General features: G+C 42.5%; 17 protein-coding genes. 8 read left to right on the forward strand and 9 right to left on the reverse strand.

Annotation, left to right across the window (positions count from 1 at the left end):
• The first annotated feature begins 5 nt into the window (after positions 1-5).
• The 3 genes from OCV12_RS09795 (at position 6) to OCV12_RS09805 (ending at position 2,312) form a co-directional block, all read left to right on the forward strand.
• Complete coding sequence (locus OCV12_RS09795) at positions 6-194, forward strand: hypothetical protein (protein WP_004733419.1); 189 nt, start codon at positions 6-8, stop codon at positions 192-194.
• Between the two features lie 369 nt (positions 195-563).
• Positions 564-971 carry a SulA-like leucine-rich domain-containing protein gene (locus tag OCV12_RS09800; RefSeq protein ID WP_261884543.1) on the forward strand — a complete coding sequence of 136 codons (408 nt, stop codon included), beginning with the start codon at positions 564-566 and terminating at the stop codon, positions 969-971.
• Between the two features lie 237 nt (positions 972-1,208).
• Complete coding sequence (locus OCV12_RS09805) at positions 1,209-2,312, forward strand: phosphoribosylaminoimidazolesuccinocarboxamide synthase (RefSeq protein ID WP_261884544.1); 1,104 nt, start codon at positions 1,209-1,211, stop codon at positions 2,310-2,312.
• A gap of 124 nt (positions 2,313-2,436) precedes the next feature.
• On the opposite strand, the gene OCV12_RS09810 is transcribed toward OCV12_RS09805, so the two are convergent.
• Positions 2,437-2,814: a transporter gene (locus tag OCV12_RS09810; RefSeq protein ID WP_176680991.1), complete on the reverse strand. Its 378-nt coding sequence runs from the start codon at positions 2,812-2,814 to the stop codon at positions 2,437-2,439.
• Positions 2,815-3,017: 203 nt separating this feature from the next.
• A complete protein-coding gene (locus OCV12_RS09815) occupies positions 3,018-5,417 on the reverse strand; it encodes a helicase-related protein (RefSeq protein ID WP_261884545.1) in 2,400 nt (799 codons plus the stop codon).
• Between the two features lie 184 nt (positions 5,418-5,601).
• Here OCV12_RS09815 and OCV12_RS09820 point away from each other — a divergent pair, with 184 nt between their 5' ends.
• The 3 genes from OCV12_RS09820 to OCV12_RS09830 all read left to right on the forward strand — a co-directional run bounded on the left by OCV12_RS09820 (position 5,602) and on the right by OCV12_RS09830 (position 9,818).
• Complete coding sequence (locus OCV12_RS09820; RefSeq protein ID WP_009846476.1) at positions 5,602-7,290, forward strand: NAD-dependent malic enzyme; 1,689 nt, start codon at positions 5,602-5,604, stop codon at positions 7,288-7,290.
• Between the two features lie 160 nt (positions 7,291-7,450).
• Positions 7,451-8,251: a SanA/YdcF family protein gene (locus OCV12_RS09825; protein WP_261884546.1), complete on the forward strand. Its 801-nt coding sequence runs from the start codon at positions 7,451-7,453 to the stop codon at positions 8,249-8,251.
• 196 nt (positions 8,252-8,447) lie between these two features.
• A complete protein-coding gene (locus OCV12_RS09830; protein ID WP_017631290.1) occupies positions 8,448-9,818 on the forward strand; it encodes an SLC13 family permease in 1,371 nt (456 codons plus the stop codon).
• A gap of 211 nt (positions 9,819-10,029) precedes the next feature.
• On the opposite strand, the gene OCV12_RS09835 is transcribed toward OCV12_RS09830, so the two are convergent.
• Both OCV12_RS09835 and OCV12_RS09840 read right to left on the reverse strand, forming a co-directional pair.
• Positions 10,030-10,380 carry a GlpM family protein gene (locus OCV12_RS09835; protein ID WP_017631289.1) on the reverse strand — a complete coding sequence of 117 codons (351 nt, stop codon included), beginning with the start codon at positions 10,378-10,380 and terminating at the stop codon, positions 10,030-10,032.
• 124 nt (positions 10,381-10,504) lie between these two features.
• A complete protein-coding gene (locus tag OCV12_RS09840; protein ID WP_261884547.1) occupies positions 10,505-11,800 on the reverse strand; it encodes a GGDEF domain-containing protein in 1,296 nt (431 codons plus the stop codon).
• A gap of 303 nt (positions 11,801-12,103) precedes the next feature.
• On the opposite strand from OCV12_RS09840, the gene OCV12_RS09845 reads away from it, so the two are divergent.
• Positions 12,104-12,928 (forward strand): DUF2797 domain-containing protein, encoded by an 825-nt coding sequence (locus OCV12_RS09845; RefSeq protein WP_029235797.1) that lies wholly within the window; start codon positions 12,104-12,106, stop codon positions 12,926-12,928.
• A 122-nt stretch (positions 12,929-13,050) separates the two neighbouring features.
• Here OCV12_RS09845 and OCV12_RS09850 read toward each other — a convergent pair whose 3' ends face one another.
• Together OCV12_RS09850 and OCV12_RS09855 are read right to left on the reverse strand one after the other, a co-directional pair.
• Positions 13,051-14,343, reverse strand: coding sequence for a sensor domain-containing diguanylate cyclase (locus OCV12_RS09850; RefSeq protein WP_261884548.1), 1,293 nt, complete (start codon positions 14,341-14,343; stop codon positions 13,051-13,053).
• A gap of 241 nt (positions 14,344-14,584) precedes the next feature.
• Entirely contained in the window at positions 14,585-15,469 is an 885-nt protein-coding gene (locus tag OCV12_RS09855) for a LysR family transcriptional regulator (RefSeq protein WP_261884549.1), read from the reverse strand.
• A gap of 243 nt (positions 15,470-15,712) precedes the next feature.
• Between OCV12_RS09855 and OCV12_RS09860 the strand changes: the two genes are divergently transcribed.
• Entirely contained in the window at positions 15,713-16,384 is a 672-nt protein-coding gene (locus tag OCV12_RS09860) for a type 1 glutamine amidotransferase domain-containing protein (protein WP_261884550.1), read from the forward strand.
• Between the two features lie 155 nt (positions 16,385-16,539).
• On the opposite strand, the gene OCV12_RS09865 is transcribed toward OCV12_RS09860, so the two are convergent.
• From OCV12_RS09865 to OCV12_RS09875, 3 genes are all read right to left on the reverse strand, one after another.
• Positions 16,540-17,775, reverse strand: a complete 1,236-nt coding sequence (locus OCV12_RS09865) for a cysteine desulfurase-like protein (RefSeq protein WP_261884551.1) — start codon at positions 17,773-17,775, stop codon at positions 16,540-16,542.
• A complete protein-coding gene (locus OCV12_RS09870; protein WP_029405418.1) occupies positions 17,759-18,415 on the reverse strand; it encodes a 2OG-Fe dioxygenase family protein in 657 nt (218 codons plus the stop codon). The genes OCV12_RS09865 and OCV12_RS09870 overlap by 17 nt, the downstream gene beginning before the upstream one ends.
• Before the next feature lie 728 nt (positions 18,416-19,143).
• Positions 19,144-22,920 carry a hypothetical protein gene (locus tag OCV12_RS09875; RefSeq protein WP_261884552.1) on the reverse strand — a complete coding sequence of 1,259 codons (3,777 nt, stop codon included), beginning with the start codon at positions 22,918-22,920 and terminating at the stop codon, positions 19,144-19,146.
• Between the last annotated feature and the right edge of the window lie 57 nt (positions 22,921-22,977).

Below are 22,977 nucleotides of genomic sequence, written 5' to 3' on the forward strand. Positions count from 1 at the left end.
AGAATATGTTCACAATAGAAGGCGTTTGTGATTGGTGCAAAAAGCCAAGCCTAGTAAAAAAACACGACTACCTAGATGGTAAGTGTCATCATGCATGTAAAGAGTGCAATGATATTGCAACCATTGATGTTCGCCAGTTCAATATTGGTGAAATGGAAATGAGAGCAAAACTCTCCCAAGCAACACTGAGATAAGTTACACCGTTGAAATATAAGAAAGCGCCCAAGGCGCTTTTTTTGTATCTGGGATTTATCTTCTTATCTTCTTATCTTCTTATCTTCTTATCTTCTTATCTTCTTATCTTCTTATCTTCTATACAGGTGTATACAGTACTTTTCTGTAAAAACCACTGTGTACACCTGTATAAAGCTCACATTTCTTCAACTTATGAGACAAAACAACAAATTCATTCGAATTTAATTTAGACAATAATTTCAATTACTTAAGTTAAAACCATCCCCTTACCTGTGCAAAATCGTCCAATAATCCCACAAAAAACGCTTGATCTTATAAGCAACAAAAACTACTGTATACACATACAGCATGTATATAAGGACAGCAAAATGATTCAAGCACACGTTAAAGCCCAACACTCTAGCCCGCTAGTTCACTGCGCATTTACATCAGTTTCTCGTAAAAGCAAAAATTCAAACGAGGAAGCGTTGTTCGCAAGAATGGCGTTGCTGTCCAATCAACATCAGTGGTTGCTGTTTACAGCGCAAACACCAAGACCATCGGCTAAGCAGCTTAAGCAACACAACGTGTGCTGCGACCGCATTATTCACATGAAAGCCTCTCACCAGATGACGGAAGTTGAAACGGTTGAGAAAGCCATCCGTTCAAAAAATGCGAGTGCGATTGTTGCGAGCGCATCGATTGATCAGTTCAGCCAGCAATACCTAAGAACATTAGGAATGCGCTTTCAATGTGAAGTCTTCTTTATGGATGCAAATTCAGAGCGCATTCACTAAGCAACATAGCTCTGCTAGATAGTTCAGTAATATAGTCCAAACATACTGCCTTCCCCTGCCCTACAATTCACCAATTTTTCAGCGGATGGTTAGGCGGGGGTTTTTATTTGATGAATAGATTTAGCAATCGTTTGCTTTTTCTCTGGAAGCAAACAGTAGATTGGGTATAATGCCCGTCTAATCATGTGCACACCGCACTTCTCTGTATGACGTTTGATAAAAGATAGGAATGTCTAAATGAGCCTTGCTGATCAAGTTCTTGCCGTAAATGATGACCTACCAATCCGTACTGACAAACCTGTCCACAGTGGCAAGGTTCGCTCAGTCTACTGGTTAACTGAAGAAGATAGCCAACGACTAATTAAAGAGAAAGGCTACGACGTAGCACCCGATGCGCCTCTAGCTATCATGGTGATCAGTGATCGTATCTCTGCGTTTGATTGTATCTGGCGCGGTGAAGGTAATCTTAAAGGTGTTCCAGGTAAGGGAGCGGCTCTGAATGCTATCTCTAACCACTGGTTCAAATTGTTTAAAGACAACGGCCTTGCTGACAGTCATATCCTTGATATCCCTCATCCATTCGTATGGATTGTACAAAAAGCTCGCCCAGTAATGATTGAAGCGATTTGTCGTCAATACATTACAGGTTCTATGTGGCGTGCGTACGCGAACGGCGAACGTGAATTCTGCGGTATTGAGATGCCTGAAGGCCTAGAGAAAGACAAGAAGCTGCCTGAGCTACTCATCACGCCTTCTACTAAAGGGATTCTGAAAGGCATTCCTGGTGTACCAGAAGCTGACGATGTGAACATCACACGTAACAACATCGAAGATAACTTTGCAGCGTTCAACTTTACTCAAGCAAGTGACATCGCGCATTACGAAAAGCTACTAAAAGAAGGCTTCAACGTGATCAGCCAAGCACTGGCGAAAGTAGACCAAACCTTCGTTGATACCAAGTTTGAGTTTGGTTACGTGAACGATGCTCAAGGCAAAGAGAAGCTAATCTACATGGACGAAGTCGGTACTCCAGATTCATCTCGTATTTGGGATACTCAGGAATACGACAATGGCAACATCGTTGAAAACTCGAAAGAGGGTTTCCGTCAGTTCTTGCTTAACTACTTCCCTGATGCAGACATTCTGTTGAACAAAGAACGTATGCCAGAGCGCGAAGCATTAGCGCGTGATAATGAACTTCCTTTGGACGCATTAATGTCGCTTTCTCGCACTTACCTTGATATCGCAGCGAAAATCACAGGTGCTGAGATTGTATTGAGCGACAATCCGAAGCAAGAGATCATCGACGTATTACGTGCAGACTACGGACTGATCGATTAAGACCAAATCTGTAGCACCACCAAAATACAAAAAGGGCCTCAATACTGAGGCCCTTTCTACATGTACGTTTCTGATACGCTTTTATCTGTATCCAGATCTGTAAGCTCTAAGCAATACTGAGAAATTACAGCTTGATAGTAAACTCTTCTCCAGTATTACCTGCAATCACTAAATGACTGCGAGATTCGATGTACTCGATCTGCTCTTCTTCAAGAGAATATGGCATAACCACCTTGAGTTCATTGATACCTTCAAGCTTCGCAAGCTTAAGCAAAGTAACAATGTTTGATTCATCGCTTTTACGTGTCGACATTGATTTCAATGCCATCTGCCATAAGCGATCCTCTGGGGTGCCCAACTCTTTAATGCTATCTCGCCAAACGGTACTGAACACTGGCGCAATTGTGGTGAGTGCTTCCAGAAAAGTCCATTTTTTACTGCATGAGGCGCCAAGAAATGTTGTGTAATCAAACTCTACACGCGTCTCTTTCTGTTTATCCATGATGTCCCCCGACACTTTGGCAACACAATATACTCAATATCTATCAACTTTTTCTTTATAGCAATAGGATATAGAAGAATAGTCTTTTATGACCTTTTGATTGGTTAAAAAGGCATATAAAAATCAAATCCGTAACATAATAAGCACCGAAAAATAATATATGCGCCTATTTGATTAATATTTTAGAGATAAAACTTATCCATCTATTTTATATCAATTATTCGGCTCGCTTTTTTATACTGAATACGCCACCCAGACCATGTGGGTAGCTCCCAGCGTTTTAGTGATAACTTCCGACTGCCCGATTGATAATGAACGTAAATCAACTTCCTTCCAGTCAGGTATTCCACCTCAAGTTGCAAGTCGGCAAGGCACAATGAAAACGGGTATTTTTCCGAGAACTCGTTATACAGCCAAGTAGGTATACCATCAAAGGTAATATCGTCATGTTCGAACATTTCCAGCTCGCCAACATCCGTCACGCCTAATACTTCCAGTTGCTCTATAAACCATAGTTCAAAGCTCAATTGTTCGATCTCTGGTGTAAATTGAGTCTGCTCATCCAGCCCAAGTTTCACGTAAAGCTGCCAATGCTTAATCTCTTGAGTGCGAGCCTTTGCAAAGCCAGGAAGTTGAGCACCACTTACCACGAGATCAACGATAGGCTTTAAAGACAACTGACCTTCTGCGGCCACCAGCTTAGTCGTAATCGAGCGGCCAGCGTAAACCAATGCCATTTCGGTGAACACGCCCTCATCATTAACCACGGTGTCACCTTGCTGCCATTCACCTAATTCTGCTTCAACAACGAGTTCTAAAGGAACAGGCGCAGTGGTCGTTGCTAAGGTAAGTGTTTGCTTCACACCTCGCCCCGGTAAGCTGTGAGTGTCCAACACCAACATCGCTTGCGCATTATCTGGGAAACGATTCTGGCGACCGAGTACGACTTCTAACATCCCGTTGGCAAACGCTTCTTTTCGTTTCAATCGACGAACAAACACCAATTCGGGGTGCAGTTGAATAATGGTTTCAAGTAGCGCGGTACGTTGATAGCGAGAGGCAACCTCTAACTGCGGAAGTTCAAACACCTCACGCATTTGCTTCGCCAAACCTTGGGCTTCATTCAATGCCTGCTGGTCGATTTCAAGGTGTGGATAATCACGACCGCGGACAATCTGAATTAACAGGGATAAATCACACCCTTCTTTCTCTTGTTGTGCGAGCGCTTGCAGATGTTCTGCATTGCTAGGTAACTGATACAGGCGAGCAGGCACAGACAACGCAGCCGTGAGATCGACCATCGCTTCTTTGAGTGCTTTGGTTTTAATGCGAGTTACAATATCGGCATACAAGGCATCAATCGGCAGCGGATACAGCTTTTTGCCGTGCTCGGTAATTTGATGGTCGGCGTTAATCGCTTCCATCATCAGCAAGGTTTGAGTTGCGCTGTTTAGCGACTTTTCAGGAATAGGATCGAGGAAAGACAAACTCTCTAGAGCCGCACCACAACATGCCGCCGCCAACATAGGTTCGGTCAGTTCTTCACGCTGTAGCTCAGGCGGTGTAACTAATTCCAACGCCGCATGCTCACCATACAAACGAACGCAGACGCCATCCATTACCCTACCCGCACGACCTGCGCGTTGTTTGGCGCTAGCCCGTGATATGGATTTAAGCATCAGCGTGGTTCTGCCGTTACGCTGAACGGTGCGTCTTTCCAGTCCTGAGTCGATCACCACACCAATATCAGGAATGGTTAATGAGGTTTCTGCCACGTTGGTCGCAAGGATGACTTTTCGTAATCCGCTGCCATCGTCGCTATTGCCATCATAGCTATTGCCAGTATTGAGACCAGACAACGCAAGATCTCGCTCTTTATCACTCACCGAGGCATGCAATTTAACGACTTGGATATCTGGATTCTTTGCCAAGGCTTGCTCACATTGCACAATCTCTTTCTTACCCGGTAGGAAAACCAAGATATCGCCATGTGAGGCAATCAGTTGATGATTCACTTCTTCAGCGATGCGCTGCTCTAGATGTCGACTATCCGGCAGAGCTCTGGATTCATTCGCCCTGTGTTCAATTTCAACCTGATAAGTTCGCCCTTCACAACTGATTCGATTCGCATCCAAATAATCAGCAAGACGCTCACCCTCAATGGTTGCCGATGTGATGACTAAACGATGATTCGCTTTTTTCTTTAGGATCGCCACCAGCAAGTCGATATCCCAGCGTCTCTCATGGAATTCATCTACCACAATCACATCAAAGCCAGCGAGCCCATCTTCAGATAGCCAACGCAGCGCGATACCGGGCGTCACAAACACAACGTCCGTTTGCTCGTTGTATTCCGACTCTAGCTTGATCGCATAACCAACCTTTGAACCCAGCTGTTCACCTGATTGTTGCGCTAGATATTTCGCAAGTGACGTACACGCGATACGTCTCGGCTCCACCACCAAAACGCGTCCATGTTGTGATGCCCAAATTGGCAAGCGCGTTGATTTGCCCGATCCGGTTTCTGCTTCGACAACAAGATGAGAATGGGCGATCTGTTCATGGAAAACATTTTGATAAGAATCGATGGGAAGTTGAGACATAAAAAGGAAGCGTCGCGAAAAAGTGTGAGCAAAGTATAACGAATTATGGCGTTCAAATTCGATAAGTGTGGGACATGGGTAAGAATATCATTTTGTTTGCTAAGATCGGAGGGAAACTATTTACAATTGAATAACTAAACCGTTATCATTTTTCAGTTACCCTTTCTCCCATATTAGGCATCCAATGAACAACGATAAACGCCCTCTATATATCCCTTATGCTGGTCCTGCTCTACTTAGTACCCCTCTTTTAAACAAAGGCAGCGCATTCTCTGCTGAAGAGCGCAGTTCTTTCAACCTTGAAGGTTTGTTACCGGAAACAACCGAAACAATCCAGGAGCAAGTAGGACGTGCATACAAACAATATTGTAACTTCGAAAGTGATATGGATAAGCATATCTACCTTCGTAACATCCAAGACACTAATGAAACGCTTTTTTATCGTTTAGTTCAAAACCACATTTCTGAAATGATGCCTATCATTTACACGCCAACGGTTGGCGCAGCATGTGAGAACTTCTCAAATATTTACCGTCGTGGTCGTGGTCTGTTTATCTCTTACCCGAACCGCGATCGTATCGATGATCTACTGAATAATGCGACAAACCACAATGTTAAAGTTATCGTGGTTACGGATGGTGAGCGCATTCTTGGTTTGGGAGACCAAGGTATCGGTGGCATGGGTATTCCAATCGGTAAGCTAGCACTTTACACAGCGTGTGGCGGTATCAGCCCTGCTTACATGCTACCAATCGTACTTGATGTAGGTACAAATAACCCTCAACGTCTTGCAGACCCAATGTACATGGGCTGGCGTCACCCTCGTATCACAGGTGCTGACTACGATGCATTCGTTGAAGAGTTCATCCAAGCGGTTCAACGTCGTTGGCCTGATGCTCTAGTTCAGTTCGAAGATTTCGCACAAAAGAACGCAATGCCACTGCTTGAGCGTTACAAAGATCGCATCTGTTGTTTCAACGATGATATCCAAGGTACAGCAGCAGTAACGGTAGGTTCTCTACTTGCAGCATGTAAAGCAGCAAACAGCAAACTTTCAGACCAACGTATTACCTTCTTAGGTGCGGGTTCTGCGGGTTGTGGTATTGCTGAAGCTATCATTGCTCAAATGGTGTCTGAAGGTATCAGCGATGCACAAGCACGCTCTCAAGTTTACATGGTTGACCGTTGGGGTCTGCTACAGGAAGGCATGCAGAACCTGCTTGATTTCCAACAGCGCCTAGTTCAAACCAACGCGAATACTAAAGATTGGGAAAGCGATGGCACTGGCTTCTCACTACTAGACGTTGTTCGTCACGCAAAACCAACAGTATTGGTTGGTGTATCTGGTGCGCCGGGTCTGTTCAGCAAAGAAGTTATCAAAGAGATGAACCTTCACTGCGAACGCCCTATCGTGTTCCCACTGTCGAACCCAACTAGCCGTGTTGAAGCAACGCCAAACGACATCATTCGTTGGACTGATGGCCAAGCACTTGTAGCAACAGGTAGCCCATTTGAGCCAGTGGTTCACAACGGCACGACTTACCCAATCGCTCAGTGTAACAACAGCTACATCTTCCCAGGTATTGGCCTTGGTGTACTGGCTGTGAACGCTTCACGCATCACTGACGAAATGCTAATGGAATCGAGCCGTGCGCTTGCAACATGTTCTCCGCTAGCAATCAACGGTTCAGGCGCTCTACTTCCACCATTGGAAGAGATCCACACAGTATCTAAGAAGATCGCTTTTGCTGTTGGTAAGAAAGCGATTGAACAAGGTGTTGCACTAGAGATCACTGAAGAAGCACTACAACAAGCGATTGACCAGCACTTCTGGCAGCCGGTTTACCGTCGCTACAAGCGTACTGCATTCTAATAGAGCGTACTTGTTCTCAAATACCACTCTTACAAGAGCCTCTGCAATCGCAGAGGCTTTTTTCTTTACACTGTCTTGTCTTTTTAACTGATTTTTCTCATTTTTATTTGGTATTATCGAGCACTCAAAAATTAATGCCCAGTCAAGGACCATACCGAGAGTGAAATTCGATTCTCACATTTACCGTAGCTACCTATCAAAAGCTTACAAAAAACTGCAAGGTTTTCTGTTTGGCGCTTTCCTCGTGTTCTTAGTAGGCAGCGCTTCGGTTATTGCGATCGATTATTGGGTTTCATGGCAAGCAGAAGACCGCATCATTTACGATGTTGATGAAGTGCCTGAGCTTGAAGTTGCGGTGGTACTTGGCACCAGCAAGTATTTGGGTAGAACACTCAACGACTATTATAAGTATCGAATTGAAGCCGCGATTGAGCTCTTCGACCGTGAAAAAGTCGACCAGTTTCTGTTAAGTGGTGACAACGCTCATCGCTCTTACAATGAACCGTGGACGATGAAACGAGATTTGCTGAAAGCCGGTGTGCCTGATGAACGTATTAATCTCGATTATGCAGGGTTTAGGACATTAGACTCGATTGTTCGCGCTAAAAAGATCTTCGACACTGACAACTTCCTGATCATCACTCAGAAATTCCACTGTGAAAGAGCACTGTTTATCGCTAATTCTTACGATATTCATGCACAATGTTTAGCGGTTTCAGGTCCTACTCACCATTCAGGCACCTCTATCCGTTTACGTGAAGTTTTTGCGCGTACCAAAGCCTTCTTAGACTTGTATATTATGGGGACAACGCCAAAGTTCCTTGGACCTAAAGAGCCTATTCAACCGAGTCCAAAACCAGAATCATTTCCGATTCCAAACCCTATGACTGACCCCTCTGTAAACCCTGTTGTAGAGCCTACAACAAACCCTATTGCAGACCCAGCAGAGACGGATGTGTAGAAAACTACACATTTTGAATTTGTTGCCTCACATTTCCCCACTGTTACACAAAAACACACCAACACGCCTTTATTAACTTAAGTAACATTCTCCCAACAAAGTCTGACCCTACATCAAGCTATATACCTCGAAAATAATAAACACGGCTCAATGAAGTCGTGCACCAATAAAACGAGGATAACAAAAGGAGCGTCTTATGACGGCACTTGTTACTACACTGAAACACTGGTTGTTCACCCGCAACAGCATGATATTAATTGGTAATTTCATGTTATTTGCTCTGTTAATCAATACCCTCCCTTTCGAAACACAAGTCAATACTGGTCTGAGTATTCTCGTGTTTGTCGCCGTTTTATGGTTAACCGAAGCAATTCACGTCAGCATTACTGCTCTGCTCGTTCCACTCTTGGCCGTGCTGTTTGGTGTGTTCAACACATCGGCTGCATTGGCGAACTTCTCGAACCCAATCATCTTCCTATTCATGGGTGGTTTTGCCCTTGCTGCTGCGCTCAACAAGCAAGAGCTCGATAAGGCGATTGCCGACAAAGTACTGCTGATTGCAAAAGGCAGAATGTCGGTGGCAGTGTTCATGCTATTCGGTGTGAGTGCAGGTTTGTCGATGTGGATTTCGAACACAGCAACCACTGCAATGATGCTTCCCCTTGTTCTTGGCATCATGAACAAAGTTGACCAAAGTGAAGACCGCAACACGTACGTGTTCGTGCTGCTGGGTATCGCTTACTGTGCATCGATTGGTGGTATCGCGACTTTAGTGGGTAGCCCACCGAACGCAATCGCCGCTGCAGAAGTGGGTTTGAGCTTTACTGAGTGGATGGCGCTAGGTCTTCCAATCTCACTTATCTTGATGCCTATCGCGATGTTCATCCTTTACGTGATGACAAAGCCTAAGCTTGACCACAAATTCGAGCTAGACCACGCACCGGTAGAGTGGACGAACAGCAAAAAAATCACGCTCTCTATCTTCTTGCTAACGGTTACGCTTTGGATATTTGGTAAGCCAATTAATGCAATGATCGGCGGTTTCTCTAAGTTTGACAGCTTGGTAGCGATTGGTGCGATTGTACTATTAGGCGCTTCTAGAGCGGTTGAATGGAAAGATGTTGAGAAGACAACAGACTGGGGTGTATTAATCCTGTTCGGTGGCGGTATCTGTCTAAGTAACATTCTTAAAGCAACAGGCACCAGCGTATTCCTAGCACACTCACTAAGTGGCTTCTTGGAAACAGCAGGCGTTCTGCTAACGATTCTAGCGGTAGTTGCATTCGTAGTGTTCCTAACTGAATTCGCAAGTAACACAGCCAGTGCAGCGCTTCTGGTGCCAGTATTCGCAACCATCGCTGAAGCACTTGGTATGTCGCCAGTTATCTTGTCTGCACTGATCGCTGTTGCTGCGTCTTGTGCCTTCATGCTTCCTGTAGCAACACCACCAAATGCTATTGTGTTTGCCTCTGGTCATATCAAGCAGAAAGAGATGATGCGAATCGGTATGGTACTAAACCTAGTTTGTATCCTAGTACTGACACTGTTCGCTTGGATTTTCTGGTAAGCAATAAATGCTCCCCTAAACTGGCTGCAGTTCCCCCACTCAGCCAATATAAAAAGCCCGCTCAACATGAAACACACACTGAGCGGGCATCCAAAAAAACAATAAAACGCTTTTCCCTTTTGGTGGCTCTTCGCCACCTTTTTTGTTTCTAACCGCTAGCCTTCCAATATTCCAACTAACCAACTCACCAATGACTAAATTGCGCTCGGAACTAGATTGCACTTGGGACTAGACGCGTCCAACCCAACAGCAGCATAGATGCACACAGAACCCACACGACTGTTGCCAATGACAACGTCGACACCAAATTGTAGCGATAACTAAACACATAGACTGCACCAAGATAAGCCGCGTAAGGCACAAGCGAAAACAAGCCAAACAGTGCTGTGGTACGCAATTCCACCATGGTTTGTTCCGTGCCGACAATGTAGTGGGCAATCAAAGCAAAAGTAGGAAACAGAGGCACAAGGCCAGAGATATAAAAGCTCTTACTTTTCGACAACAGCGCAATCAATAAAACAGCCGCGGCACCAAGCAAGCATTTAAAGAACAGGGAAATCATTTCAATACGTTATCCAAACAAACCAACAAAAGGCTCTAGAGGGTAAACTCATATAGCACCCATAAAAACGCCACACGTCACATATGCACGTGTGGCTTATTAAGTAATCAAAACAATTTGCAGATTAGTGACTCAAGATCACCTGATTACGCCCTGAGTGTTTAGCTTGATAGAGCGCTTCATCGGCGCGAGCTATCGTCTCTGTCACTCTCTCTTGTTTCATCTCGGCGATACCAATACTGCAAGTAAGCGGGTCACCATGAACCCAAAGGTGCTGGCTAACCAATAATCGAATGCGCTCGGCTTTCATCTGCGCCTCTCCGGCTTCGGTCTCTGGACAGAAAACGATAAATTCTTCACCGCCCCAACGCACCAGTTTGTCGGTCGCACTGATAGAACTGCCTACAACCATGCTGAATTCACGCAGAATATGGTCACCCATTTGGTGTCCGTATTTGTCATTCACACTCTTGAAGTAGTCAATATCGAGATAGAGCATACTGAGCTTACCGTGGCCTTGCTTCACGTGCTGCGACTGCATCTTCAACCAATCACGAATTGCGTGTCGATTGAGGATCCCCGTTAACTCATCACGGTGCGCTTTCTCAGAGAATTCAAAGTTCTGCTCTCTCAATGCTCGGTTCACATTCTTTAAGTGATTGTGTCTCTTCTCGGCAATCACCATACGCTTTCTTGAACGATGTAATTCTGAAAGTAAGAACACAGTGCCCGTTCCGACCCAGATAAACAGCAAGATCAAGAACAAGCTTTCCGCAGAGATATACGAGCCTTCAAACTCAATGCTGCGAATAACAATTCGATGATGGCCTAGCTTCGCTCCAGATGCGGTAGCAAATTCGACCATATTCACGTTCGAATATTCAGGTGCCGAGTGCTCTAACGCCACATCATTATCGGCTAACCACCATGTCATCACTTGCAGGTTTTTGATCGGAATCTCAATCACACCACCATCGATTCCTGGAGAAAACTCCATCCCGTTGTACTTGTGTGTGTACTCGTCATCAGGAACAGAATAAGCAGGATTGTAGTTGCGTAGGTAAGTTCTCAAACGGCCACTAGAGTCCGCTTCCGCATGGTAATCAATATTCACTCTAAAGGTGTGATACTGGGAGAGATCAAGGCCTTCGGTAATGTCTGGATTAATACGAATCGACAGGCCGCAATAAGGCCAAGGATACTCCGACTCTTTAAGCTCACAGTCGAGAATATACTGCCCATTTTCATAGGATAATTGGGATGTACTGACGCCCCTATCAACTCGATCGCTGGTCGCGATAAATTCATATTTATCAGGGGTTATTGCTGTTATCACACGATTTCCGCTCACACGGTAATACTGAACAATGGCAAGCGTTGCGATAACGAGAAAGATAACAATCTTATGGATCCACTTCACGTCTAAGCTTCCGGCTTAATATCCCTATAGTTGGGATTTCACGATAAAAAACAAGTCAGATAAATTAGTGATCTTAATACCAATAAATCACTAAAAAACGTTATATCACGCCCGAACAAAATGTCATACTATATTTTTATGCATGTATTTGCTGTTGATTATTCACGGCGAGAATCAAGTAATATTGCGTATAAAAACAGGCTCTATTTGTTATACTCATCGCATAATCATCGTTAACCGTACTGCCTGCTCACAGCGCAATCGAGTCGACGAAATAATAATCAAAATACAACGAGTAATGTCATGTCTTTATTAGCAAAAGGAACACTCAAAAAGATGAGTGCTTCCCTTGATGGCGCGGTTACCTACCGTTTGCCCGTAGGCGAAGAGTTTGTAGAGCTAAACCCTCTGATTGGTAAAACCATCAACCTAACTCACACTGGCAACATTTTTTGTTGCTCATGTGGTAAGAAAACTAAGAAGAGCTACTCTCAAGGCCACTGTTTTGTGTGCATGAAAAAGCTAGCAAGCTGCGACATGTGCATCATGAAACCAGAGACTTGTCACTACGATGAAGGCACGTGTCGCGAGCCTCAATGGGGTGAAGAGAACTGCATGGTTGATCACTTCGTTTACCTATCGAACACGTCTAGCCTTAAGGTTGGTATCACGCGTCACACTCAAATCCCAACACGTTGGATTGACCAAGGTGCGACTCAAGGCCTACCTATCTTGAAGGTAAAAACTCGTCAGATTTCTGGCCTGATTGAAGTTGAATTGGCAAAACACATCGCAGACAAAACCAACTGGCGCACGCTGTTAAAAGGCGATGGCGACGATATGGAGTTGGTAGAGAAAGCCAAAGAACTGTTGCCATTGGTTGAGGATAAAATCCAAGAGATCAGAGCAAAATTTGGTGACGATGCTATCGAAATTCTGAGTGAGAACATCACTTCACTGAGCTACCCAGTTGAACAGCACCCAGTGAAGATTGTGTCGCACAACTTTGACAAGAACCCTGAGGTATCTGGTGTGCTGCAAGGCATTAAAGGTCAATACCTAATCTTAGATACGGGCGTAATTAACATTCGTAAATTTGGCTCTTACGAAGTTGAGGTTTCTGCATAATTTGTAGAACTTGAGCGCTTCTAATTGTTAGCGCTCTGTCGCGATAGCCAAAACAAAAATGCCCTGAAGCTCATTACTTCAGGGCATTTTTAATTAAAAACTGTGTTACGTATTATCAAGCTCTAAAGCACGACCACATCGCCACACACGCGATTCTTGCCAGCCGCTTTTGCACGATAAAGGGATTGGTCAGTCACATTCACAAGTGCATCGATAGAAACCGTTCCTTCACAAGCTCGGCTATCACTCACCCCGATACTCACACTCACATTAAAGCGAACGTGCTCATCAATCTTAAATTCGGTTTGATTAAACTGCTCTCGGATCTGGTCAGACACTTGACGCGAAACCTGAGGCGACGCATTTGGGATAAATACAATGAACTCTTCACCGCCCCATCGACCCGCGACACCGCCCACAGCCTCAACATTACGCTTGGTAATATCAGCCAGTGCGCAAATCACCTCGTCACCCACCATGTGCCCGTAGGTATCATTGATTGATTTGAAATCATCGATATCAAGCAGCATACACACTAAGTGAGTCTCAGAGACAAGGTGCTCTCTCAGCCACTCATAAATTGCCCTACGGTTAAGCAAATCGGTCATTTCATCGTAATTCGCTTGGTGAACTAACTGCCTTTCTAACATCACCTTCTGAGTCACGTCTTCGAGCACAACCTGAACCGCAGGCTGGCCTTTCCAAGTGATCGCATTATCGTAGATATTGAAGAAGCGATGAACACCATCTAAACCGATATTCTCGACCACATTGCTCATGCCTGAAGGTTCACCCGAAATCACCGACTGATAGCGTTGATAGATGCTTTCGACATTTTGCTTCGGTACCAAATCAAGGATAGAGTCTAGCTTCAAGGCTTGCTCAATCGACTCACCGCCCTGGAGTTTTACCCAAGATTGATTGACCATTAATGGCTTAAAATCTCGATGAACTAAGATGCCCTGACCAGATTGCATGATCATATCGTGGTACATCTTATCTTGCTCGCGCACCACGTTTTGTAGCTGAATCGCAGGAGAAAGGTCGATAACCGTCACTTGCAGTGCTGGTCTACCATGCCACTCAGTGACATGGTCGATAGAGAACACCGTGAACTCTCTGTCATGGCGATCAACATTGGTGTAAGTATGCACCTGCGGGTCGCGTTGACCACTGACGGTTTCAAGGTAATTTTGGTAGGCGAGAACGTGAAACTCTTCTGGAATGAGGTCCAGAAAGCTATCTATATTGGAAAGTAGTTCTTCGGGTGATTGGTATCCATAAATACGAGCATAATTAGCGTCAACACTAACCACATTCATATCTTGAATAGTTATTACACCGTACGTGGATTCGAAATTTATTGAAGACATTGCCAACTCCGTATTATAGCTATACTTCACGAACTGGAGCATAACAACACATCCTGCCAACGCTTCCACACAATCTATCACGCGCTAGGGACATTAATATGCCATCTAGTATATCGTACTGTTGCGGCCTTCTCTACAACTCAATCGCTAACACGAGTTAGTAAAAGTAGACAAGCATCTCAATCCCATTATTCGCGTCAAAAAACAGAAATAGATAACCTATACCAATGTAATCATTATCTTTTTCTATTTTTGGGTTAAATCTGATGAAAGAACCCGTGCACTACTCATTCCAATCAGAGAAATAAGAGACTAAGAAGTCGATAGCCAACCGTGCTCGCTGTGGAAGAAAGCGACGGTTCTGATAAACAATCCAGCTGCTTGTGCCCGCTCCCCAATACTCTTCTAACACAGGGACGAGTTTTCCATTGCTAAGGCCACCATTGAAGCTGCTTTTAGGTAGATAAACGATGCCAAGCCCCTCTTCGCAAGCTTTAAGTACCGCGCTTGAATTGTTACTTCTCCAACGGCCATGAACTCTTACCGCAGTTAGCGGATTTCCATCTTTCTCGAATAACCACTGGTCACTGTTAGCGATAATACAGCTGTGCAATTTAAGTTGTTCTGGATTCGCTGGCGCTCCAAACTCAGCAATGTAATCTTTGCTTGCTGCGGCGGCCATTGGGCGATCAACCAACTTTCTTGCCACCAGCCCCGAATCGTCTAATCGACCGTAGCGAATGGCGAAGTCGATACCATCCTCGATAAAGTTAACCATCTTGGTGTTGAAGTTCATTTCGATAGTCAGATCAGGGTGATCTTTAGCAAATTCCATCAGTGCTGCGGCAACATGGTTCTCTGCAAATGCACCTGCAGCACTGACACGTAAAGTACCGCTAAGTTGAGTTTGTTGAGACGTAACTTGTTCATTCGCCTGTTGCAGCCCAATCACTAAGTCTTTGCACTGTTGGTAATAAGTGTGGCCAGATTCAGTCAGGCTAACCATACGTGTTGAACGCGCAAGCAGAGCCACTCCCACTCTCTCTTCCAACCTTGAAACCTGCCGACTCACATGGCTGGTACTGCAACCTAACTGCTTGGCGGCCGCTGAAAAGCCGTGGCACTCAGCAACCGCAACAAATTCATTAATCCCTTCAAAGCTAACCATACTTAATATACTCGCATTCTATCTTTGCTATATAGCAACAATGTTTTGCCTGTTTAGCATATTATCACCTAATCGGTTTGGAACTAGTATTAGATACAACAAGACGCGATAGCTAAGTAACAACACGATACCTAGCGCTAAGCGTTAGCGCCTAACGAACAGCATCAGCGCTTAACGAAAAGCGTCAGTATCTAACTACAGGCATCGTTTCTAAATAAAAACAGCAGCTCAAAGGGATGAATCATGAAAAAAATACTAATTCCAGTAACGAACCACGCAACACTTGGCGATACAGACCAAGCTAACGGTACTTACGCTCCAGAACTTACCCACGCTCTGAAAGAGATCATGGCTGCTGGATATGAATACGACATCGCTTCTATCCATGGTGGCAAAGCCCCGCTCTACGGAACGGATATTGAGGGAGATGCAGTTAACGCTGATATCTTGGCGGATGATGACTTCCAAAACCGCATTAACAACACGATTCCAGTCAGCCAAATTAATGCAGAAAGCTACGACGCTATCTTCTACCCGGGTGGTTTTGGTCTGCTTTCAGACTTAGCAACCAATGAGCAGTTTGCTAGCATCGCAGCAAAGCATTATGAAGATGGTGGTATTGTCGCGGCGGTATGTCACGGCCCTGCAGCCCTACTTCCTATCTTACTGAGCAACGGCGAGAAGCTACTAAGCTCTAAATCGGTGACTGGCTTTACACGTGAAGAAGAGATCGACTTTGGTACGATCAACGACATTCCATTCCTACTGGAAGAGTCGCTTGCTCGTAGCGCTGCGCGTTTCAACAAGGTTCAACCTTGGCAAGAGCTTGTGATTGTTGATGAGCGAGTCATTACAGGCCAAAACCCGACTAGCGCACACGCAGTGGGTGTCGCCATTGTTGAGCAGCTTTCTTAGTCGAATCGCTGTTTTAATTAGGTCACTGGCGCTAACTACATAAGCGCGGTGAAACGAAAAAGAGCATACTTCCTACTCACTATTCATGAGAGAAGTATGCTCTTTTCTAATTCTGTCGCGATTAAGTGCTAGTGCCTTATTGCTAATAACTTCTGCTAATGGCTTCGCAAGATCCCTTCAAGCACATTGAACAGCAAATCGATCTCTTCAATCGAGTTGTAATGCATACAGCCAATACGCACCACGCCCTGCTCTTCGATACCCAACTGCTTCACCAAACCTAGCGCGTAGAAGTGTCCGTTCCATACACATATATTATGCTCACCCAACTTCTTAGCGATGAACTCTGGAGAATGGTTATCAAAGGTGATGGCGAACGTTGGTGTTCTCAGGTTCGAATCAAACTCTGTTTTACCATAAAGCTTCGCCCCTTCCAGATCGCCCAAGCGTTTTAGGAAGTACTCGCTCAGCAGGCTTTCATGCTTGTTATAAAGCGCGTAGCTTTGCTCTAAACGAGAACGCAGTGAATCTGTTGGCTCACCAAACTGTGCTAAGTAATCCACCGCCGCAATCACACCTGCAAGGCCTTCGAAACTTTGTGTTCCTGTCTCAAATCGACCAGGGCCAATGTTAGTGGCAGGCTCTACCTTGTATGGCTTTAACGTGTGCAGCCATTGAGGTGCAATGTAAGCAATGCCCACATGCGGGCCGAAGAACTTATAAGCCGAGCACGCTAAGAAATCACAATGCAGTTGTTGAACATCGATCAAGTGATGAGGAGCATAATGAACCGCATCAACATAAACCTGAGCCCCGTGCTGATGTGCAAGTTCGATGACCTTCGCCATATCAACAATCGAACCTGTGGTGTTCGAAGCAAACGTCACAGCAACAAGCTTGGTCTTCTCATTTAACAGAGACTCAAAGTGCGCCATGTCTAGGCTGCAATCCGACTCGTCGACACGAACTTGGCGAACAATCGCGCCTTTGTCGTCTGCCGCTTGCTGCCAGCTTGATACATTCGAATAATGGTCTAACGCAGTGACGATAACTTCATCGCCCTCTTTCCAATCTCGGCTGATTGCACGGCTAAGCTGGAAGGTCAGTGAGGTCATGTTCGCACCGAACACAACGTTGCCAGAAGACTCAGCATTGAGTAGCGCTTGTGCCGCTTCTCGCGCTTGCTGCATTAAACCTGTGGTCTTTTGGCTAGAAAAGTAATGTCCGCCTAGGTTTGAATTAAAGTGCCCGAGGTATTCCGTCATGGATGCTAAAACATTTTCAGGAACCTGAGAGCCACCCGGTCCATCAAAAAAGGTCACCGGCTTACCGTTATGGTATTGGCCTAGCGCGCTAAACTGCTGGCGCACATCATTAAGAGTGAAGGACATTGCGCGCATCCTTAGCCGTTAGAACAAACACATCCATATAGCCCATCTCATCGTGGTCTATGGTACGAATCGGCTGTGCGTTGTGCCAAAGCTTGCTGTCGGCCAGCATTGCGACTTCACCGTCTTCAAGCACTTTTCTAAAGAATGGCGCTTCATGAGAATCTTGGTACAGCATGATCTCGCCGCCCACAATGTTATGACGGTTAACACCAATTAAAGCGATGTGGTCGAAGCCATCTTGGTGAACACCTTCTGGCGCAACCTGTGTCTCTTCAAAAATGGCTGCAATACGAATTTGGTGGATTTCGATTTCTTGTCCGTCTTCAAGCCCATTGGTTTCAATAAACAGCTCACACATCTCTTGCATGCCTTCGCTGCTTAGGATTGGTGCTTCAATTGGCTCGAATTGGCGAACAACGTCACCTTGAAAGTGATTAATGTCTTCAGACTGAACAAAGTTATGTTTGTCTAGCTCTACGACTTGTCCATTACTGAATTGAACCACCGAGTACCTTCTCAATCGAAACTGACCATCCGCATGCTCTGTGCTTGGAAGCTTAGAGAATGACGGTGACAACTCCTCAACTGCGTGGTTACTGAGGTGGGTAATATGTAGGGTATTTTCGTGAGCATGTAACATCATCGACTCCTTAATGATTGTTAATTAACTTTCGATATTTAACGTTTTGTTTACATAAAGGATACTTGAAGATCTTGCCAAATCAACATTAAACAATCATTTATCCCGTCAGATTTAATAATTAAGACACTAAATCTAACCTGAAATCCAAAAGCAGTGTATAACACCAGAATAAAAGATGACCAACTCTTAAAACTAGCACACTCCACTAGCTAGTTATAAATCCCTACAAATTTAGATTTAACGATATTATTAACTAGCAAGTGATGTTTCATATTGTGTCAGCCCTTTCGCTTCAATACGCCAGCCTCCTTGCATGAGTTCAGGCATCATACTCGTCATCATTCATTTCTATGCTTTTGCACAGCGAAATACGACCTACCTATCAATTGCCAAGCTATTGATTATTTACACAACAAACTGAAATTGGTTAATTTATGAGTACGCCAGAATCCACACGCCTTTGCTTGCGCGTCTGGAACAGGTCGAGTTCGGGGGGAACTCGGCCGCCCCAAAGGTTTACTTCTTTTAATGGAGAATTGAGTATTCTTCCAATCTGGAAAGTGCTCTTAATTAAATGCGCGGGTAGGGTTTACTCAGTGTTTTCTTACGGCGAGAACATGAAGCGTTTGAAATCGACTATAGCGATGGACGTAACTTTGAGATCATCTGCAGGCACAAGCGTGTTTGATAAAGCGCGCCGATAACGGTGCGCTTTGCCTTTACTATTACTTCTTCTCAGACTGAGGCAACGTCAGATCAATTAGAATATGATATATAGAGATTTCTTTACCGCCACGAAATCTTGACTCTACAGTACAAAAATACTCAGAACCACGATCAAGCCTTTTTAGCTGATGACTTTGGGTATTTATAACATCAAACCCATTGTATTGTTCGCTTTTGATATGCTCACAATAATCATTAACTTTTGTACTGAATTTCTCGAAATAGCAATAAGATACGATAAAAACTGGAGATACGCTTTCACGGTCATATTTAGTGATTTTATTAAGATGTTTGTTTATCACGGTTTTATCAATGGATGTAAGATTCAATGCTTCAAATATTGATATAGATGAACTTTGAGAATCACGGATTAAACCATCAGTTTCACCTACATTTTTATTACTCTCAGCAGAACCTATGCGTGCTTGATCAGATAACTCAATTGAAAAACTAGACATTTTTTGATTAAAAAGAGATGCAAACCAGTCATTGATAGAATTTTCATCTTTATTATTGATTAACTTCTCTAAATTTCTCCCTCTCTTTAATATTTCCTTTAAGCAAGAAAAAACTTGATTGTAGAGAAAATCTTCCATTCTAGTTTCAGAATCATTTGAGACTATCTTAGCTAAGTCAGATATAGGTTTTCTAATTATTTCATTATAAATCATTCTAAGTTCATCATTAGATTTGTTAGAAAATAAAACTTGACTTTTTATCTTCTCAATTTGTAGTGAGCTTGTAGAGTTCTCAATTTCAATTTCAATCTCTGTAATCTCTTGCTCCAACGCCTGATCGTTTAACTCAACTGAATGATATTTTTTATAGTCTTCGAGAAGTTTCAGTGCTGATTTGAAGTTATCCTTTGCACGAAGCGATTTGCAATATGTAATCGTAATTGAACGATAAAATTTTTCTGACCGAACTAACTTTGAACATTCAGCATCTACTTCATTGAAGTTACCTGAAAGCAACAGAGCATGTAGATAATCTGACTTATTTTTTAATGACAAGGTGTCAATATTAAAGTTCTCTTGGCTTGCTTTGTATTCTTTAATTAATATTCTATAATTATCATTATCAGACTTGCTTTTGATCAACTCCTGAAGTTTTGAAGTGAATACAAGATGAGAAAACATAGAAGATTTGTGTTCTTTGTATAACTGTTCAAATATTTGTTTTGAATTTTCAGGCTCATCATTTAACTTAATCAAACCAACTATATATCGTCTGAATAAATCTACTTCTTTGTGCCAATCGTTTTTATTATCTTGGTAAGGTTTTTTCTGCTCTAAATCAGGTTGAGATATTTCATTGATTAGTTTGGTTTTATCTTCACATGAATCAGAAGAGTAAAATATCCTTAAAATTTTGTATTTATAATCGAAAACAGACCATTGTTCTATCGTTTCTTTGAATCGTTTATCCTGTCTCCAAGGATGATTCTCTATAAATTCGTTAGCGGCGGTTAATGCCACGTTAGCTATGTCTAGTTTATTTTCTTCTAATGCCAACAGAAACGATTTTTCAATGTCAGGTAAATTATTTTTATCTAATTCCCAGTTGTTACGATGTTCAACTTTCTCTGCTACCTTATTTCTTCTTTCTTGCTTAGATGCGTTAGAGTATAGAGACATCATCGCATCTAATGGTGCATGCTCTGAAATGCACAACATGATTTCGTCAAATGCAGCTTCATCGAAGTCGTTAATTACTTTGGTAAACTTAGACCATAAATCGTACTTCTCACCAGAGAAATGATTTATAAAAACAGGGATTTCAACATCTTCTGACTCGAAACCGACACTTTTTACTATATCTAATAATACTCTTTGAATTTTATTCTTGTTCGCATTTGATAGAGAATGTAAGTTAATGAGAACTTGAATATAGGATCTAATCGATTGCATATAATAAATTGAATTTTTATTATCTTCGAAGAAGAATCCTTTAACTAGTTCTCTGATGGATGGTTTTAAGTTGATAAAGCTATCTATTACGCTTTCATTATTACATACTTCCCAATTAAGGCTGTCATAAAAATCATCAGAGTTCAAACAATGAGAGTCATGATTTAGGCTAAAATTAAAATACTTTTCATACTCAATATAAATCTCTTCACTTAGTATTAATGATATATCTCCCAGTTTATTTCCATGTAAACTAACAGATATATCGGCAAACAAGAATAATAAGTAAATTGTATAGCAAGGCCAAGTACCAGATACATCCATATTTTTTAAATTCTGGATCAAAGCCGCTGATACTTTTGTAAACTCTTCAGGGGATAGTTTATTTACAATATTTTCAACTAAAACCTTTTCGAATTGATTACTATCTCTACTATCTCCAACGTAATCTTTAGCAAACGAAATAATAAGTGATGAAAGTTCGTATTCTTTGTTATGGGTCATTGAAACTTTAATTATCGCATCTGCTAATATCTTAGATATATTTGATTTTACTTCTATGAAAGAAACTTCATTAGAGTGATATTTTCTTTTTACCTTTTTTATTAAATTTAATGTTCCAACTTCAAAGTAATTTTCTCGAGATAGCAGATAGAGATCATAAGTGTTGTCTTTTAGATAGTTGGGGATTACATTTATTAAGTAGTGTCTAAGAGTTTCATTTTTTTGAGACTCACCGAGTAGATACTCGGTGTATTCTTTACTTATAACCTTCTGATAGTCGAAGAGTAAATCATTTCTAACTATAAACAATAATGCCGACATGATTTCATCGTCAAAAAACATTAAGTGGTTGAGATGATTTCCCAAATTAACTAACTCTAAGTTATTCCTGAACTTGTTTTTATTATTTAGGTTGTATAAACTTCGAACTTCATCAATAGTCAAAGAAGTACGCGTGGTGGTATCTCTATTAGTATTTGATGTATCAGATTCAGGACCTAAATTAAAGTTAATATGAGTAGTGGTTGCTATGAGGTTTGCATCTAAATATCTATGTGACCGTAATATATTCTGAAATTTCCCAAACGAATATTTAAGTAATTCAGAGTTATTAATTATATCAATACATATTTCAGAAAATATTTTTCTTTCTTCAATGGAGAGCGTTGATAAGCTTGGTGGTGAAACTAAATCAGAAAATAAAATCTTTACATTATTATGCCTATTCAAGAATTCGCTTCGATTAGTTGAATTGATGATTTTTTTCCAATAATACTTAGATACTAATGTTTTGATACCTCTATCTTCTGATGAAAATTCGATATGATGATAATCAGATTCTTCAGAAACATTTAGAGTGCATTTTTTAAACTGGTAGTCGGCAGGAACAATAGTTGAATACACTTCCTTATCAATACCTAGTTTTACGGTTTGGAAATCATCTCTTGAGTAAACTATATCTTTTAATGAACGAGCAAAAGATAGTAAGGGTTTGATGGTTTCGTGTATATATTCATCGTGACGACTACTAGGCAGCATTGCACTAACTCTAAGCCAGTCGTGTTCGAAAAAGATAATACCCAGCTCTTCTAGCAAATCAAAGTCAAAGTTTTCAGCTATGTACCTGTCACTACCATCTATTGTCTTCCAACTAACTTCTCCTGAATGCAACTTTTTTACAAACTCACGAGTCAATTTCGGGCTTTTTAACTTCATGTTTAAGAGTAACTCAGAAACATAGTTTGCTTCAGTATGAGCGACAATATCAAAAATTGGAATATTGGTATTATGCTGTTGATATTGATCAAGGTCTGCTAGAAGCTCGTTTAGTTCTTTGAGCGGTAATTGGTTGTTCTGATACATAGCACTTTCCACTAACACAAGATGTTGATATACATACAGTATCTTACTATGTATATA

Origin of the sequence: Vibrio pomeroyi (genome assembly GCF_024347595.1) — a bacterium.
Lineage (GTDB): Bacteria > Pseudomonadota > Gammaproteobacteria > Enterobacterales > Vibrionaceae > Vibrio > Vibrio pomeroyi.